This window comes from Microbacterium sp. NPDC089186, assembly GCF_040685115.1.
Classification (GTDB): Bacteria; Actinomycetota; Actinomycetes; order Actinomycetales; family Microbacteriaceae; genus Microbacterium; species Microbacterium galbum.
On the sequence record NZ_JBFBHJ010000002.1, the window covers coordinates 310,196 to 325,218 of the forward strand.

12 protein-coding genes and 1 other RNA gene are annotated in these 15,023 nt (G+C 71.2%); 4 read left to right on the forward strand and 9 right to left on the reverse strand.

What is annotated here, in order from left to right:
• Window positions 1–79: 79 nt before the first annotated feature.
• The 4 genes from AB0N82_RS07700 to AB0N82_RS07715 are packed head-to-tail and all read right to left on the reverse strand — an operon-like array spanning window position 80 to window position 4,142.
• On the reverse strand, window positions 80–1,237 hold the full coding sequence (locus tag AB0N82_RS07700; RefSeq protein ID WP_363391181.1) for an amidohydrolase family protein: 1,158 nt from the start codon (window positions 1,235–1,237) through the stop codon (window positions 80–82).
• Window positions 1,237–2,022, reverse strand: coding sequence for a glucosamine-6-phosphate deaminase (gene nagB / locus AB0N82_RS07705; protein ID WP_363391184.1), 786 nt, complete (start codon window positions 2,020–2,022; stop codon window positions 1,237–1,239). The genes AB0N82_RS07700 and nagB overlap by 1 nt, the downstream gene beginning before the upstream one ends.
• 49 nt (window positions 2,023–2,071) lie before the next feature.
• Entirely contained in the window at window positions 2,072–3,661 is a 1,590-nt protein-coding gene (locus AB0N82_RS07710; RefSeq protein WP_315994896.1) for a PTS transporter subunit EIIC, read from the reverse strand.
• Between the two features lie 31 nt (window positions 3,662–3,692).
• A complete protein-coding gene (locus tag AB0N82_RS07715; protein ID WP_363390053.1) occupies window positions 3,693–4,142 on the reverse strand; it encodes a PTS glucose transporter subunit IIA in 450 nt (149 codons plus the stop codon).
• A gap of 168 nt (window positions 4,143–4,310) precedes the next feature.
• Between AB0N82_RS07715 and AB0N82_RS07720 the strand changes: the two genes are divergently transcribed.
• On the forward strand, window positions 4,311–5,057 hold the full coding sequence (locus AB0N82_RS07720) for a GntR family transcriptional regulator (RefSeq protein ID WP_315994898.1): 747 nt from the start codon (window positions 4,311–4,313) through the stop codon (window positions 5,055–5,057).
• A gap of 42 nt (window positions 5,058–5,099) precedes the next feature.
• Here the strand turns inward: AB0N82_RS07720 and AB0N82_RS07725 are convergent, their stop codons facing one another.
• On the reverse strand, window positions 5,100–6,182 hold the full coding sequence (locus AB0N82_RS07725) for a hypothetical protein (RefSeq protein WP_363390057.1): 1,083 nt from the start codon (window positions 6,180–6,182) through the stop codon (window positions 5,100–5,102).
• Window positions 6,183–6,248: 66 nt separating this feature from the next.
• On the opposite strand from AB0N82_RS07725, the gene AB0N82_RS07730 reads away from it, so the two are divergent.
• Window positions 6,249–6,827 carry a TetR/AcrR family transcriptional regulator gene (locus AB0N82_RS07730; protein WP_363390059.1) on the forward strand — a complete coding sequence of 193 codons (579 nt, stop codon included), beginning with the start codon at window positions 6,249–6,251 and terminating at the stop codon, window positions 6,825–6,827.
• A 4-nt stretch (window positions 6,828–6,831) separates the two neighbouring features.
• On the opposite strand, the gene AB0N82_RS07735 is transcribed toward AB0N82_RS07730, so the two are convergent.
• Together AB0N82_RS07735 and pta are read right to left on the reverse strand one after the other, a co-directional pair.
• On the reverse strand, window positions 6,832–8,064 hold the full coding sequence (locus tag AB0N82_RS07735) for an acetate kinase (protein ID WP_363390061.1): 1,233 nt from the start codon (window positions 8,062–8,064) through the stop codon (window positions 6,832–6,834).
• Complete coding sequence (gene pta / locus AB0N82_RS07740) at window positions 8,061–10,199, reverse strand: phosphate acetyltransferase (protein WP_315994900.1); 2,139 nt, start codon at window positions 10,197–10,199, stop codon at window positions 8,061–8,063. Before pta ends, AB0N82_RS07735 begins: the two co-directional genes overlap by 4 nt.
• 92 nt (window positions 10,200–10,291) lie before the next feature.
• Between pta and AB0N82_RS07745 the strand changes: the two genes are divergently transcribed.
• Both AB0N82_RS07745 and AB0N82_RS07750 read left to right on the forward strand, forming a co-directional pair.
• On the forward strand, window positions 10,292–10,963 hold the full coding sequence (locus tag AB0N82_RS07745) for an NUDIX domain-containing protein (RefSeq protein WP_363390065.1): 672 nt from the start codon (window positions 10,292–10,294) through the stop codon (window positions 10,961–10,963).
• 137 nt (window positions 10,964–11,100) lie between these two features.
• On the forward strand, window positions 11,101–11,742 hold the full coding sequence (locus AB0N82_RS07750; RefSeq protein ID WP_363390068.1) for a DedA family protein: 642 nt from the start codon (window positions 11,101–11,103) through the stop codon (window positions 11,740–11,742).
• Between the two features lie 33 nt (window positions 11,743–11,775).
• Here the strand turns inward: AB0N82_RS07750 and ffs are convergent.
• Together ffs and AB0N82_RS07760 are read right to left on the reverse strand one after the other, a co-directional pair.
• Window positions 11,776–11,872: signal recognition particle sRNA small type (gene ffs / locus AB0N82_RS07755), an RNA gene on the reverse strand.
• Between the two features lie 104 nt (window positions 11,873–11,976).
• Entirely contained in the window at window positions 11,977–15,003 is a 3,027-nt protein-coding gene (locus AB0N82_RS07760) for a glycoside hydrolase family 38 C-terminal domain-containing protein (RefSeq protein ID WP_363390071.1), read from the reverse strand.
• Window positions 15,004–15,023 lie beyond the last annotated feature (20 nt).

Here is a 15,023-nt window from a genome sequence, read left to right on the forward strand (position 1 = left end):
GCTCCAGATCGGGGTGCGGTGGCGCGGGCGCCCGGAGCGCCGCCCCTCCAGCGTAGTGGCGGGGCGACGCGGCGAGGGGCTATCGCGCGGTGACCGAGAGGGCGCGTCCGCCGATCCACACCTGGGACGGATGCCAGTCGGCATCCCACTGCACGAGATCGGCCGCCGCCCCCTCGGCGACGTGACCGATGTCGGTGCGCACCAGCGAGCGCGCGGCGTTCTCTGTGCAGGCCGACAGGACGGCGGCGGGGTCGAGCCCCGCGGCGATCATGCGGCGCACGCCCTCATCCAGCACGATGCCGGCACCGGCGATCGTGCCGTCTCGTCGCCGGCCGAGCCCGTGGGCGTCGTTGGCGACCGGCTGACCGCCGAAGTCGCACCACCGGTCGGTCTCGAGCCCCGCGGTGACGATCGCGTCGGTGACGCCGACCGTGCGTCGAGCGGCGGAGGCGAGCACGAGCGAGACCACGCTGGGGTCGAGGTGCTGCCCGTCGATGATCGTGCCGACGAAGAAGCGATCGTCGGAGAGCACCGCGCCGGGGACCCCGGGTTCACGCGGTTTGAGGGGGCGCTGGGCGTTGAAGACGTGGGTGGTCATCGTGGCGCCGGCGTCGCCCGCCGCGTGCACCTGCGCGGCGGTGGCGTCGCTGTGCCCGACCGCGACCACGTAGCCCTCCCCGGCGAGACGGTGGACGGCTTCGAGCGCGCCGGGGAGCTCCGGGGCGAGGGTGACGGTGCGCAGCGCGGCGCGGGCCGCGGGGCGCTCGAGCAGGGTATCGAGGTGCTCGCGGGCGGGGGCGAGCATGAGGTCGGCGCGGTGCGCGCCCTTACGGGCGGGCGAAAGGAACGGGCCCTCGAGGTGCGCGCCGAGGACACGGGCGACGGGTTCGTCGGCGAACCGCTCCTTCGCCCGTCCGACGCGCTCGAGGGCGGCGACGGTGTCGGGCAGGGGCGCGGTGATGACGGTCGGCTCGATCCCGGTGACCCCGCGCGCGGCGAGCCCGGCGAGGAGAGTTCGCCACCCCGCCTCGTCGGCGGCCGCCACGTCGACTCCGAACGAGCCGTTGACCTGGAGGTCGAGCATGCCCGCCGTCACGACGCCGTCGACGACGTCGTGATCGACGCTCTCGTCCCCCGTCGCCGGGCGGATGCGGGTGATCCGCCCCGCGGCGATCTCCAGGACGACGGGGCCCACGAACGATCCCCCGATCAACGCCCGCGCGGCACGCAGGCGCATCACAGCCCCTGCCCCGCCGGCTTCCCGGCGTAGGTGGTGCGGTAGTAGTCGACGAAGGCGAGCTGGCTCGCGGCATCCTCGTCGACGACGACCGTCGCGTGGGGATGCAGCTGCAGCACCGAGGCCGGCCACCGCGCCGACACGGGTCCCTCGACCGCCTCGCGCACCGCTTGCGCCTTGCCGCGGCCGAAACCGAGCATGATCGCGTGACGGCTGTCAAGGATCGTCGCCAGCCCCTGCGTGAGGCAATGGGTGGGGACCTGATCGATGTCGCCGTCGAAGAACCGGGCATTGTCCTGCCGTGTGCGGGGGGTGAGGGTCTTCAGTCGCGTCCGACTCGCGAGGCTCGACATCGGCATGTTGAAGGCGAGGTGACCGTCGGTTCCGATCCCGAGGATCTGCAGATCGATGCCTCCCGCGTCGCGGATGCGCTGCTCGTACGCGGGACCGGCCTCCAGCGGCGGGACCTCGAGGTCGCCCGGGCCGAGGATCGCGTCGGGGGCGAAGTCGACGTGCTGCTCGAGCTCGGTGCGGATGAACTCGCGGTACCGCTCGGGGTGACCGGCGGGCAGCCCGACGTACTCGTCGAGCAGGAACGCCCGCACCCGCGCGAAGCTCAGGTCCCCGTCCCGGTGACGGCGCGCGAGCTCGCGGTACACCGGAAGGGGCGTCGAGCCCGTGGCGAGGCCGAGCACCGCCGACGCAGTGGCGTGCAGCAGGGCGGTGTAGGCGTCGGCGACGACGCGGGCGGCATCCTCGGGGGTGGGGACGACGACGACCTCCATCACCATCCCCCTCTCGCTCGGGCGCCGAGGGCGCGGCATCCGTTCGTCATCACAGCACCTCGAGGATGTCGTTCTTGAGCATCTCGGCGCGGGGGCCGAAGACGGCCTGCACGTTGTCGCCGACCTCGAGCACCCCGGCGGCGCCGAGCTGCTTCAGTCGTGCGTGGTCGACGAGTGTGCGGTCGGCGACCTCCATGCGCAGGCGGGTGATGCAGGCGTCGACGTGCTTGAGGTTGGCGCGGCCTCCGAAGGCGTCGATGAGCTGCTCGGCGGTGGACCCGGTGGGAGCCGGGGCGGGCGCAGCGGCTGCGGCAGTGTCGGTGGCGGTGGCGACGGCCGGCGCGGACGGGGCGATCGGCGTTCCGGCGGCGGGGTCGGCGTCGGCGTCGACCGCGGGGGCGTCGCTCGTCGGGGCGGACAGGTCTTCGCGGCCCGGGGTGCGCAGGTTCCACTTCTTGATGACGAGGCGGAACAGGAGGTAGTAGACGCCGAAGTAGATCACGCCCATCACCACCAACAGCCAGATGTTGTTCGCCGCCGGCGCCGTGCCGTACAGGAGCAGGTCGAACAGTCCCGCGGAGAACGAGAAACCGAGGTGGATGTCGAGCAGGTAGGCGACGGCGAGCGAGATGCCGGTGAGCACCGCGTGAACCACGTAGAGCGGGAACGCGACGAACATGAACGCGAACTCGAGCGGTTCGGTGATCCCGGTCAGGAACGCCGTGAGGCCGGCGGCGCCCAGGATGCCGATCGCGGCCTTGCGCTGCGCGGGATTGGCCAGGTGGATCATGGCGAGCGCGGCGGCGGGGAGACCGAACATCAGGACAGGGTAGAAGCCCGAGGTCAACGCACCCGCGGTGGGGTCGCCCGCGGCGAAGCGGGTGAGCTCACCGGTGACGACGCTGCCGTCGCCCTTCGTGTACGAGCCCTGCAGGAACCACACGTAGGAGTTGAGGATGTGGTGCAGCCCCACGGGGATGAGCATGCGGTTGGCGAATCCGTAGACGAAGGCGCCGATCGCGCCCGTGCCGCCGATGAAGGCCCCGAGGCCCGTCAGGCCGGTGTCGAAGATCGGATAGAAGTAGCTGAGCCCGAACCCGACGACGAGGCTCGCGAGCGAGACGACGATGGGAACGAACCGGCGCCCACCGAAGAATCCCAGGTAGGACGGCAGTTGGATGGTGTGGTACCGGTCGAACAGCCACGCCGTGAGCAGGCCGATGACGATGCCGCCGAACACGCTGTAGTTGATCTGCACCTGATCGCCCGCGGCCGTGGTCTGCCCGGCGAGCACCACCGGCGACATCGCCTTGAACACGTTCGCGAGCACGAGGTATCCGACGACGGCCGCGAGCGCCGTCGATCCGTCGGCCTTCTTCGCGAAGCCGATCGCGACACCGACCGCGAACAGCAGCGCGAGGTTGTCGAACAGCGCACCGCCGGCCGCGCTCATGGCCTGGAAGAAGGGGCCGATGACCGGCAGGTCGATCTGGCCCAGCAGGTCGGGCTGACCGAGACGGAGCAGGATGCCGGCGGCCGGCAGCACCGCGATGGGCAGCATGAGGCTCTTGCCCAGGCGCTGCATCTGCGCGAAGCCCGGGATTCCACGGCGGCGCGCGGTGGGGACGGTGGTGGCCATGACGGTTCTCTCTCGACGGTGACGGAACGGATCAGACGGACAGAAGGGGGGTACCGGGGGTGATCTCGGCGCCCTCGGCGGCGTGCAGGGACACGTCGTCGGCGGAGCGCTCGAGGACGACCACGGGGACGACGCTGGCGAGGCCCGCCGCGCGGATCGCCGGCACGTCGTAGGCGATGACCGGGGTGCCCGCCGCAACCCGATCGCCCTTGGCGGCATAGGCCGTGAAGCCCTCGCCCTGGAGCTGGACCGTGTCGAGCCCGAGGTGCACGAGCACGCCCACCCCCTCGTCGGTCACGACGACGAACGCGTGCGGGAAGACCTGCAGCAGCGTGCCCTCGACCGGCGAGACGACGTCGACGATCTCGAGAGGCGGCTCGACCGCGACGCCCGGACCCATCGCCCCCTGGGCGAACAACTGATCGGGTACGTCGGCGAGCGGCAGGACGACTCCGACGAGCGGGGACAGGATGACGGTCACGGGGACTCCTCGGGGGCGGCGGTTCGACGGTACGCACCAGCGACCGTCGCTTAGGTTGGGGAAGATCAGATCGTCTTCGCCCGCGCCGACCACGTGGCTCGTACTGGTACGTACCAGTGAAGCTACTGGTCGCCGTCGGGCGTGTCAACACCGAAAGTCGACGCCGTCATGCCCCGTCTCCGCGATGCCGACACCCCGCCCGCCGTCACCGCCGGCCCCATTCCCAAGCACGCCCAGTTGCGCGCGATCCTGCTGTCGGACATCGGCAGCACGTGGCCGGCCCACGCGGCCATCCCGTCGGAACGCGAACTGTCGACCCGCCACGGGGTGAGCAGGGCGACCGTGCGCGAGGCGCTGCGGCAACTGATCGACGAGCAGAAGCTGTACACGGTGCAGGGGAAGGGCACCTTCGTCGCCGGCGAGCGCGTGCAGTCCCAACTGCACCTCGCGTCGTTCACAGAGGACATGCGTCGACGGGGCATGGTCGCCACGACCCTCGTCCGCCGCGCCGAGAGGGCGATCCCGCCCCTCGACGTGCGCGCAGCCCTCGGCCTCGATGAGGACGAAGAAGCCTGGTCGATCGAGCGTCTGCGCCTGGCCAACGGCATCCCGATGGCCCTCGAGACCGGCTGGTACTCACCGCGTCTCGCCGACGACCTCGGCGAGCAAGACCTCGGCACGTCCCTCTACGGCCTGTTGGCCGAGAGGTACGGCGTCCGCATCGACGCCGCCGAGCAGACGGTGTGGACGGAAGCGGTCGAGGATGCCGTCGCGACGGCGCTCGCGGTGCCTCCCGGGTCGCCGGTCCTGGTGTTCCGGCGCACGTCGCGCTCCGGCGGTCGCGCGGTCGAGCACGTCACGTCGTGGTACCGCGGGGATCGCTACCAGGTGCACATGGCGCTGGCCGGAGGCTGACGACGGCCGACACGATCCGACGTCATCGTCGCGTCGACCGACTCACCGCGTCGCGGGCGAGACCTGGCGCGAGCGCCGGGTCATCGGGGCGTCCTCCTCGATCGCCTCGAGGTGCACCACCTCGCGGTTGCGGAAGTGTCCGACAGCACTGAGCACCACGCCCGACGCGGCCCAGGCGATCAGCACGAGCCAGGGGCGCGTGGCATCCGCCGCGGGGAAGTAGGCGAGATCACGCACCAGCGTGGCGGCGGCACCCGGGACGAAGAACTGGCCGACCTGGCCCCACGGCTCCGCGAGGAACTGCACGGGGACGGCCGCGGCCGAGATCGGGTTGGCGACGAGCATGGTGAGGCCGGCGCCGATCGCGATTCCGGCCGTGCGCAGCACCGCGTTCGCGCCCACGACGAACGACGCCGTCCCGAGCAGACTCACCGCCATGGCCGCCGCGAGCACGAAGGAACCGCCCGGAGCCGGAAGGATGCCGAACCATGCGTGCGTGACGAGGGTGACGGCGCCGGCCGACACCACCGTGAAGAGCGCGAGTGCGACGAGGCGACGACCCACCCCCGCCACGAGGAGGGAGATCAACACGCCTCCGGCGATGCCGCCGAGGGTCAGAGGGAAGCCGACCGCGGCGAGGGCCGAGCCGTTGGGGTCCGTGTCGACGAGCGGAACGACGTCCGTCACCGCGACCGAGACCGACCCGGGATCGCCCCCGGCGGCGGCGACCCGAGCTGCCGCCTGCTGCTGGAGAGAGCCGGCGACCTGACGCAGGATCGCCGCGACCGAGGGTGACGCCGCACTGGCGATCACCACCTCGGGTGACGGGCCCGTGATGATCGCGCCGAAGGCCTCACGGCGCTGAACGGATGCCACGGCGTCGTCGCGGGACTCCTCGGCGAGGGTCGAGAAGACGTCCGCGGCGTTCTGCTGCAGCCCCTGCTCGACCGCCGCCACGGCGGACGACTCTCCGACGACGCCGAGGGGGATCCCCTTCACAGAGGAGGTGACGGTCGGCCAGAGGAACGCCGCCACGATGAGGGCGACGACGACGGCGGACCCCACGCCGATGGCGAGGGCCGGCACCCATCGCGTGCGCTTCGAAGTGATGGGTGTGGTCGACATGGCGCCCTCCGTACCAAACAGAACAATCGCTCTTTTTATACCATGGAGAACGGGTATTCTTCTTGGATGCCCCGCCTCACGGAAGAGACCGCTCGCGCGCGGCGACTCGAGATCATGGATGCCGCCCTCCGGGCCGCGGCCGCCAAAGGACTCGCGCACACCTCGATCGCCGACATCTCCGCCGAGGCGGGCTTGTCGGTCGGTTCGATCTACTCCCACTTCGCCACCCGCTCGGAGATCATGGCGGCCGTGGCCGCGGACGTCATCCCGAGCCGCGTCGAGGAACTCCTCGCCGACAGCGGCCGCGTCCGCACCCCCGCCGAGATCGTCGCCGTCGTCTGCGCCCGCGCGGACGACGGCCCGCTGCCCCGGCGGATCCTTCTCCAGATCTGGAGCGAAGCCACGACCGACCCCGACCTCCACGCGATCTACGTATCGACCGTCGGAGCCCTCACGGACGCCTGTCGGGCCGCCGCGACCCCCTGGGCCCTCGCGAATGGGCGCTCCCTCGAGGCGGTGACACGGGGGATCGTCACCGCGATCCAGGCGCACACGCTGCGCACCGCGCTCGGGGAGGACGTGACGAGCGACCAGCTCATCGCGCAGGCGCGGGCCGCGTTCGGCGACGAGCCGACACCCGTCTGAGCACTCAGGCCGTGACCGACAGCGTCTGCCGGGCGATCTCGAGCTCCTCGTCGGTCGGTACGACGAGCACCTCGACGAGCGAGGCATCGGTGGAGATGCGACGGATGCCGCGCTCGCGCGCCGCGTTGCGCGCGGGGTCGATCTCGACGCCGGCGAAACCGAGGGTGGCCATCGCCTCCGCGCGGACCGCGGGGGCGTTCTCCCCCACCCCCGCCGTGAACGAGATGACATCGACCCCGCCGAGCTGGGCGAGGTAGGCCCCTGCGTAGGCACGCAGGCGGTGGATGTAGACGTCGAAGGCGAGCCGCGCCGCCGGGTCGCCGGCATCCCGTCGCTCCTGGATGTCGCGCATGTCGGAGACGCCGGCGATGCCGAGAAGGCCGGACCGCTTGTTCAGCAGCGTGTCGAGATCGGGGATCGACATCTCGGCGCGACGGGCGAGCTGGAGGAGCACGGCCGGGTCGAGATCGCCCGAGCGCGTTCCCATGACGAGACCCTCGAGGGGGGTGAGCCCCATCGAGGTGTCGACCGAGCGGCCACCCTCGATCGCGGCCACGGACGCACCGTTGCCGAGGTGGAAGACGATCTGCTTCAGCTCACCGAGGGGGCGCCCGACGAAGGCGGCGGCGGCCTCGCTGACGAACTTGTGGCTCGTGCCGTGGAAGCCGTAGCGACGGATGCGGTGCGCCTCGGCGACCTCGCGATCGATGGCGTAGGTGTACGCCTCGGGAGCGAGGGACTGATGGAACGCGGTGTCGAAGACCGCGACGTGCGGCACGGTCGGAAACGCCTTCTTGGCGGCGACGATGCCGGCGAGGTTCGCGGGGTTGTGGAGCGGCGCGAGCACCGACAGCTCGTCGATGTTGATCTCGACGAGGGGGGTGACCACGGTCGGCGCGAAGAACCGCGCGCCGCCGTGGACGACGCGATGGCCGACCGCGACCGGCGGGTGCTCGTCGAGCGAGGGTCCGTGCGCGGCGAAGGCCTCGAGCATGACGGCGAAGCCGGCGGTGTGGTCGGGGATCTCGCGCTCGATGGTCGAGGTCGCGTCGGTGACCGTGGGCGCCGGGCCCTCGGTCGAGGCGAGGGCCGCCGCCTTCACCGTGTGCCGCGCGACCCCGGTCGACTCCCCGATGCGCTCGACGAGGCCGCTCGCCAGGACTTCTTCGCGCGCCATGTCGAGCAGCTGGTACTTGAACGACGACGATCCGCTGTTGACGACGAGCACGACGCTCATTCGGGGCTCCCCTGGGCCTGGATCGCGGTGATCGCGATGGTGTTGACGATGTCGTCGACGAGCGCTCCGCGCGACAGGTCGTTGATGGGCTTGTTCAGCCCCTGCAGGACCGGTCCGATCGCGACGGCGCCGGCCGAACGCTGCACCGCCTTGTATGTGTTGTTGCCCGTGTTGAGGTCGGGGAAGACGAACACCGTGGCGCGTCCGGCGACCTCCGATCCCGGCATCTTGGCGCGTGCCACGGCCGCGTCGGCGGCGGCGTCGTATTGGATGGGTCCCTCGACGAGGAGCTCCGGAGCGCGCTCGCGCACCAGGGCGGTCGCCGCGCGCACCTTCTCGACGTCGGCACCGGTGCCGGACTCCCCCGTCGAGTACGACAGCATCGCCACGCGCGGGGCGATGCCGAACTGCTCGGCCGTAGCCGCCGACGACACGGCGATGTCGGCGAGCTGCTCACTGGTCGGATCGGGGATGACGGCGCAGTCGCCGTACACGAGCACGCGATCGGCGAGCGCCATGAGGAACACGCTCGACACCACCGAGACGCCCGGGGCGGTCTTGATGATCTCGAACGCCGGACGGATGGTGTGCGCCGTCGTGTGCGCAGCACCCGAGACCATGCCGTCGGCCAGGCCCAGGTGCACCATCAGGGTGCCGAAGTACGACACGTCGGTCACGGTGTCGGCGGCCTGCGCGTAGGTGACGCCCTTATGCGCCCGGAGCCGGGCGTACTCGGTGGCGAACTTGTCGACGTGCACGGCGTCGAAGGGGCTGAGCACCTCGGCATCGCGGATGTCTATACCCAGCTCGATCGCGCGCCCGCGCACCTCGATCGGCTCGCCGAGGATCGTCAGGTCGGCGATGCCGCGCGAGAGGACGGTGGCCGCCGCCCGCAGGACGCGGTCGTCGGTGCCCTCGGGCAGCACGATGCGGCGCTTGTCGGCGCGGGCCCGGTCGACGAGGCCGTACTCGAACATGAGCGGGGTGACGACGCTCGGGCGGGCGACGCCGAGCTCGCGCGTGAGCAGCTCGGTGTCGACGTGGCGCTCGAACAGTGCGAGCGCGGTGTCGTAGCGGTGCTGGGAGTCGGCGGCCAGGCGACCGCGCGTGTTCATGATGCGCACGGCGGTGTCGTACGTGCCGAGGTCGGTGGCGATGATCGGCAGCGGCGAGCCGAGGCCGTCGATGAGTCGCACGATCGAGTCGGGCAGCTCGAACCCGCCGTTGAGCACGATGCCCGCCAGCGACGGGAAAGTGCCCGACGCGTTGGCGAGCAGCGCCGCGAGCAACACCTCGGTGCGGTCGGCGGGGATCACCACGACCGCGGACTCCTTCAGTCGCGGCAGCACGTTGACCATCGACATGCCCGCCACGACCACGCCCAGCACCTCGCGCGTGAGCAGCGCCGGGTCGCCCTTGATGAGCTCGCCCTCGACCGAGCGCAGGACGCCCCGGACCGACGGCGCGATGAGGAAGCGGTCTTCCGGAAGCGCCCACACGGGAACGGTGCGGTCCTCTCCGGCGACCGGAGCGGCGTCGACGACCTGGCGAACGGATGCCACGATCTCGTCGAGGTGGTCGGCATCGGCGCGGTTGGCGATCACGGCGAAGAGCGCCGCACGCTCGTGCTGCAGCTCCGAGATGGCGAGGGAGGCGATCTGACCGACCTCCTGCGGGGTGCGTGCGACCGACAGACCGAGGGTCTCGCTGTGCCCCTGCTGCGCGCGGCCACCGAGAACGAGAAGCACCGGGGCACCGAGGTTGGCGGCGATGCGCGCGTTGTAGGCGAGCTCGGCGGGGCTGCCGACGTCGGTGTAGTCGCTGCCGATGATGACCACGGCGTCGCACTGCGCCTCGACGGCCTTGTAGCGCTCGACGATGCGCGCCAGCGCCGCATCGGCGTCGTCGCGCACGTCGTCGTAGGTGACGCCGACGCAGTCGTCGTACGCCAGGTCGACGCTGTCGTGGTCGAGCAGCATCTCGAGCACGTAGTCGCGTTCGGCCGTGGAGCGCGCGATGGGGCGGAACACCCCCGCGCGCGGCGTGACGCGGCTGAGGGCGTCGAGGACGCCCAGAGCCACGGAGGATTTGCCCGAATGACCTTCGGCCGACGTGATGTAGATGCTCTGCGTCACGCGTCCAGCCTAGAGCGGGCCCCCGACACCGCTTCGGGGTTGCTTCGGCGTCGAGTCATCAGGACGACCCGGCAGCACTATCGTTCCGAATCATGAACGATGCGCGTCCCGGCACCACCGTCCCCGACCACCGCGGTCGCACCGGCCTGCACCTGACCGGTCTCGGCCTCGACCGCAACCCGCGCGTGGTCGTCGAAGACGTCGAGCTGCTCGCTGCGGGCTGGCACGTGCTGCGCGCGACCACGTTCCGCTACCGCGGCGACGACGGCACCTGCAGCACCCAGACGCGCGAGACCTACGATCGCGGCAACGGCGCGACGGTCCTGCTCTACGACCCGGCCCGGCGGACCGTGCTGCTCACCCGGCAATTCCGCTACCCCGTGTACGTCAACGACCACCCCGACGGCATGCTGATCGAGACCGCGGCGGGGCTGCTCGACGACGATGACCCGGTGACCGCGATCCGCCGGGAAGCCGAGGAGGAGACCGGGGTGCGGGTCGACGAGGTCGAGCCGGTGTTCGACGTGTACATGAGCCCCGGATCGGTCACCGAGCGTCTGCACTTCTTCGCCGCCGCTTACGACGGCTCCGCGCGCCACGGCGATCGCGGGGGCCTCGCCGAAGAGGACGAGGAGATCGAGATCCTCGAGTACGACATCGACGACGCCCTGTCGATGATCCGCGACGGGTCGATCCAGGATGCCAAGACGATCATGCTCCTGCAGTGGGCGGTGCTGGACGGGCCGTTCTCCCCCGGCCGCTGACGCGCCGGTGCGATACGGTCGCGGGGCGCCGTCAATCTCGGCGAAATCTGGGAGGACCGGTTCTCCTGTCGACTGCGTCGGCGCTCCCGCTCCGGCACGGGCGGCCCGTTCCGCCCCGGACCGGAGGATGACGCCGCATGCTCACCGCCCTGAATCCCTTCGACGCGGCATCCGTGCTGCAGGCCTTCGGGCCCTTCGTCCTCGCCGGGATCGCCCTCCTCGTCTTCATCGAGTCGGGGGTGCTCTTCCCCTTCCTTCCGGGCGATTCCCTGCTGGTGACGGCGGCGATCCTCAGCGCCCCTCTCGGCATCGCTCCGTGGCAGGTGGCTGTCGTCGCGTCGCTCGCCGCACTCGCGGGTGATCAGGTCGGGTTCTGGCTCGGCCGACGCTTCGGCCGGCGACTGTTCCGCGACGACGCGCGCCTGCTCACGACGGCGCGTCTGGCCGAAGCCGGGGCCTTCTTCCCGCGCTGGGGCGGCCTCTCGCTCGTGGTCGGCCGGTTCGTCCCCATCGTGCGCACCTACGTGCCCCTCGTCGTAGGCGCTGCCGACATGCCCTATCGCCGGTTCCTGCTGTGGAACGCCGTCGGCGCAATCGGCTGGTCGTGCGCGATGACCCTGGTGGGGGTGCTGCTGGGCGGCATCCCGTTCATCGCTCACAACATCGACGTGCTCGTCATCGTGATCGTCGCGGTGTCGGTCCTGCCCGTGGTCATCGCGGCGGTGCGGCGACGTCGCGCGGGCGGCGGGACCGGGCGGTCGGTGGAGGGCCGCCGCTGAAGCGTCGGAGAGCGTCCACCCGTTTCCGGGCAAAGAAAAGACCCTCCGCGCACCCGGTAGAGCCTGGTTACCCTTGCTACGTTTCCGTCCTGGGGGAGTTGGCCTGGATGCCGCCACGCGGAGAGCCGAGTACAGCTTACCCGACCGGCGGGGCCGCTCTCGCCCGAGACCCCTCCCGCAGACGACGACGCGGCCGGGGTGCTTATCGCACCCCGGCCGCGTGTCGGTCGGATGTCAGCGCGACAACCGCACCGTGACGAGCTGGAACGGACGCAGCTCGAGATCCACGACGCCGCCCTGCACAGCGGTCACCGCTGCGGCGTCCACGTCACGCTCCAGCAGGTCGGTCTCGCTCACGCGGGCGACGTCGAAGCCGGCCTCGAGGCGCGCCTGCGTGCGCTCTCCCAGCGCTTCGTAGAGACGGACGACCACGTCGCCCGATCCGTCCTGGGCGAGCTTGACGGCCTCGACGACGACGCCGGGAGCATCGATCGCCACCAGGGGTGCCACGGAGTCCTCCCCGGCATCGGTCACCACCCGCTCGGGCAGGTTGGTGCGGTAGCCCTCGGCGACGGCGTCGAGCACGTCGGCCCCCACGACGATGCCCACCTCGAGGTGGTGCGCGCCCTGGTCCTGCCCCGGGTCGGGGAACATCGCCGACCGGATGATCGACAGGCGCACGAGCGAGAAGGTCCCCCCGCCGTCGCGCTCGTGGCGGCTGATGTCGTGGCCGTAGGTGGAGTCGTTGGTCACGGCGACGCCGAAGTCGGGCTCCGCGACCCGCACCCAGCGGTGCGCGGCGGTCTCGAAACGTGCCGAGTCCCACGACGTGTTCGTGTGGGTCGGGCGCACGATGTGTCCGAACTGGATCTCGGATGCCGCCCGGTCGGTGTGCACGTCGACGGGGACGCCCAGCTTGAGCAGCTTCTGCTGCTCGTGCCAGTCGACGTCGAGCGACAGCCGCACGGTGCGCGCGCCCGCGGCGAGCGCGACGCGCGTGACGATCGTGGACTCGCCGATCGAGCGCTCCACGACGACCGCGTCTGCGTCGATGCGCACGGCATCCGCGGTGTCGAGGGGTGTCGCGTGCCGGCGGTAGGTCTCGTCGATATCCCACGCGTCCCACTGGGTCGGGGTGTCGCGGAAGACCTCGAACAGCCCCGCCACCTGGCCCGCCGGCACGACCTCGCGCCCCGACACCACGTCGACGAGCGAGATGAGAAGTCCTCGGGCGTCGATCACCGCGTGGACGATGCCGTTGTCGAGCACGAAGCCCGAGCCCTCGGCGCGCGGGGTGACGTCGCGCGCACCCGGTGCGGCGGCGATGCCCAGCGCCGGCGCACCGGCGCGGGCGTGCGGCGCGGCGTTGACCAGCAGCATGCGGTCGCCCTCGCCGACGAGCGCGCGGAGGCTGTCGGCGATGATCTGCTCGAGCTCGGTGGCGATCGCTTCGTAGTTGCGCTCGGCATCCCGGTGCACCCACGCGATCGAGGTGCCGGGGAGGATGTCGTGGAACTGCTGCAGCAGCACCAGGCGCCACAGGCGCTGGAACGCGTCGGCCGGGTAGGCGGCGCCCGTCCGCACGGTCGCGGTGGCCGCCCACAGCTCCGCCTCGCGCAGCAGGTGCTCGCTGCGACGGTTGCCCTGCTTCGTGCGCAGCTGGCTGGTGTAGGTGCCCCGGTGGAACTCGAGGTACAGCTCCCCCGCCCACACGGCCGGGTCGGCGTACTCCGCCTCGGCGGTCTCGAAGAACTCCCGCGGCGTGGAGTGCTTCACGACCGGCGCGCCCTCGAGGGAGTGCGTGCGGGCGATCGTCGCGGTCATCTCACGCGTGGGCCCGCCGCCGCCGTCGCCGAAGCCGTACGGCAGGAGCGAGGTGCGGGCCCGGCCCTTGTCGGCGAAGTTGCGCTCGGCGTGGGCGAGGTCGGCCGCGGTGACCTCGGAGTTGTACTTGTCGACCGGCGGGAAGTGCGTGAAGATGCGCGATCCGTCGATGCCCTCCCAGCGGAAGGTGTGGTGCGGGATGCGATTGGTCTCGTTCCACGAGATCTTCTGCGTCAGGAACCACCGGGCGCCGGCGGCCTTCATGATCTGCGGCAGCGCGCCGCTGTAGCCGAACGAGTCGGGCAGCCACACCTCTTCGGTGTCGATGCCGAACTCCTCGAGGAAGAACGACTTGCCCTCCACGAACTGGCGGGCCATGGCCTCGCCGCCGACCATGTTGGTGTCGGATTCGACCCACATGCCACCCACCGGGACGAAGCGTCCCTCGGCGACGCGCGCCTTCAGCCGCTCCCAGAGCGCCGGGTAGTGCTCCTTCATCCACGCGAACTGCTGCGCCGATGACGACGCGAAGACGAACTCGGGGTCTTCGTCCATGAGCGACAGCACGTTGCTGAACGTGCGCGAGACCTTGCGCGCGGTCTCTCGCACCGGCCACAGCCACGCAGAGTCGATGTGGGCGTGACCGACCGCGTGCAGCACGTGGGCACTGGATGCCGCGGGCGCGGCCATCAGCGGGGCGAGGACGTCGCGGCCGGCCTGTGCCGTCCCCGCGACGTCTTCGGGATCGACCGCGTCGATCGCGGCATCCATCGCCTCGACCAGGGTCGCGCGGCGCGCGGAGGTCGCGTCGAGCTCGGCGATGAGGCCGTGGAGCAGACGGAAGTCCTGCAGCAGGTTCCACACCGCGAGGTCGCGGAGGCCGATCGACATCTCGCGGAGCACATAGAGAGGAGCCTCGCCCGCGGTCGCGGGGTCGCCGACCGGGGTGGGCTCGAAGGTGAAAAGGCTGCCGACATCGGGATTGGATGCCGCCTCGACGAGCACGTCGACACGACCGTCGGCGTCGACCGCGGCCGGGCTGGCGTTGTTGAACGGCGAGACGCCCTTGATGGGCGCTCCCTCGCGGTTCCAGACGAGCGCCTCGCACTGGAAGCCGCTCTGACCGGCGGTGAAGCCGAGGTCGATGACGAGCTCGGCGACGGTGCCCTCGGGCAGGGCGCCCGCGGCGTCACGCCACGCAGCGGGGATCTCCCCCGACACGGCGAACCAGGTGGTCCCCCACGCGCGGCCCCACGGCGTCCCGATCGCGAACGGGCGGTAGGCGGCATCCCGCGCCTCGGCGAAGGTCACGGGCTCGCCCGGGGCCTCCCATGCCTGGATGTCGAGGGGCTGGCGGGCGCGGTAGACGGCGGGGGCGAGACGCTCGCGGACGAAGCGTTCGATGCGCATCTCGATGAGCGCGGTGCGGTCGTGCATGGGATGTGTTCCTTGTCTGG

What these genes read in the sequence shown, in the direction of transcription:
- AB0N82_RS07745 (WP_363390065.1), top strand. Translation starts at nt 10,292, where the DNA reads ATGAACGATGCGCGTCCCGGCACCACCGTCCCCGACCACCGCGGTCGC.
- nagB (WP_363391184.1), bottom strand. Translation starts at nt 2,022, where the DNA reads ATGGAGGTCGTCGTCGTCCCCACCCCCGAGGATGCCGCCCGCGTCGTC.
- AB0N82_RS07735 (WP_363390061.1), bottom strand. Translation starts at nt 8,064, where the DNA reads ATGAGCGTCGTGCTCGTCGTCAACAGCGGATCGTCGTCGTTCAAGTAC.
- AB0N82_RS07750 (WP_363390068.1), top strand. Translation starts at nt 11,101, where the DNA reads ATGCTCACCGCCCTGAATCCCTTCGACGCGGCATCCGTGCTGCAGGCC.
- AB0N82_RS07725 (WP_363390057.1), bottom strand. Translation starts at nt 6,182, where the DNA reads ATGTCGACCACACCCATCACTTCGAAGCGCACGCGATGGGTGCCGGCC.
- AB0N82_RS07760 (WP_363390071.1), bottom strand. Translation starts at nt 15,003, where the DNA reads ATGCACGACCGCACCGCGCTCATCGAGATGCGCATCGAACGCTTCGTC.
- AB0N82_RS07730 (WP_363390059.1), top strand. Translation starts at nt 6,249, where the DNA reads ATGCCCCGCCTCACGGAAGAGACCGCTCGCGCGCGGCGACTCGAGATC.
- AB0N82_RS07710 (WP_315994896.1), bottom strand. Translation starts at nt 3,661, where the DNA reads ATGGCCACCACCGTCCCCACCGCGCGCCGCCGTGGAATCCCGGGCTTC.
- AB0N82_RS07720 (WP_315994898.1), top strand. Translation starts at nt 4,311, where the DNA reads ATGCCCCGTCTCCGCGATGCCGACACCCCGCCCGCCGTCACCGCCGGC.
- AB0N82_RS07700 (WP_363391181.1), bottom strand. Translation starts at nt 1,237, where the DNA reads ATGCGCCTGCGTGCCGCGCGGGCGTTGATCGGGGGATCGTTCGTGGGC.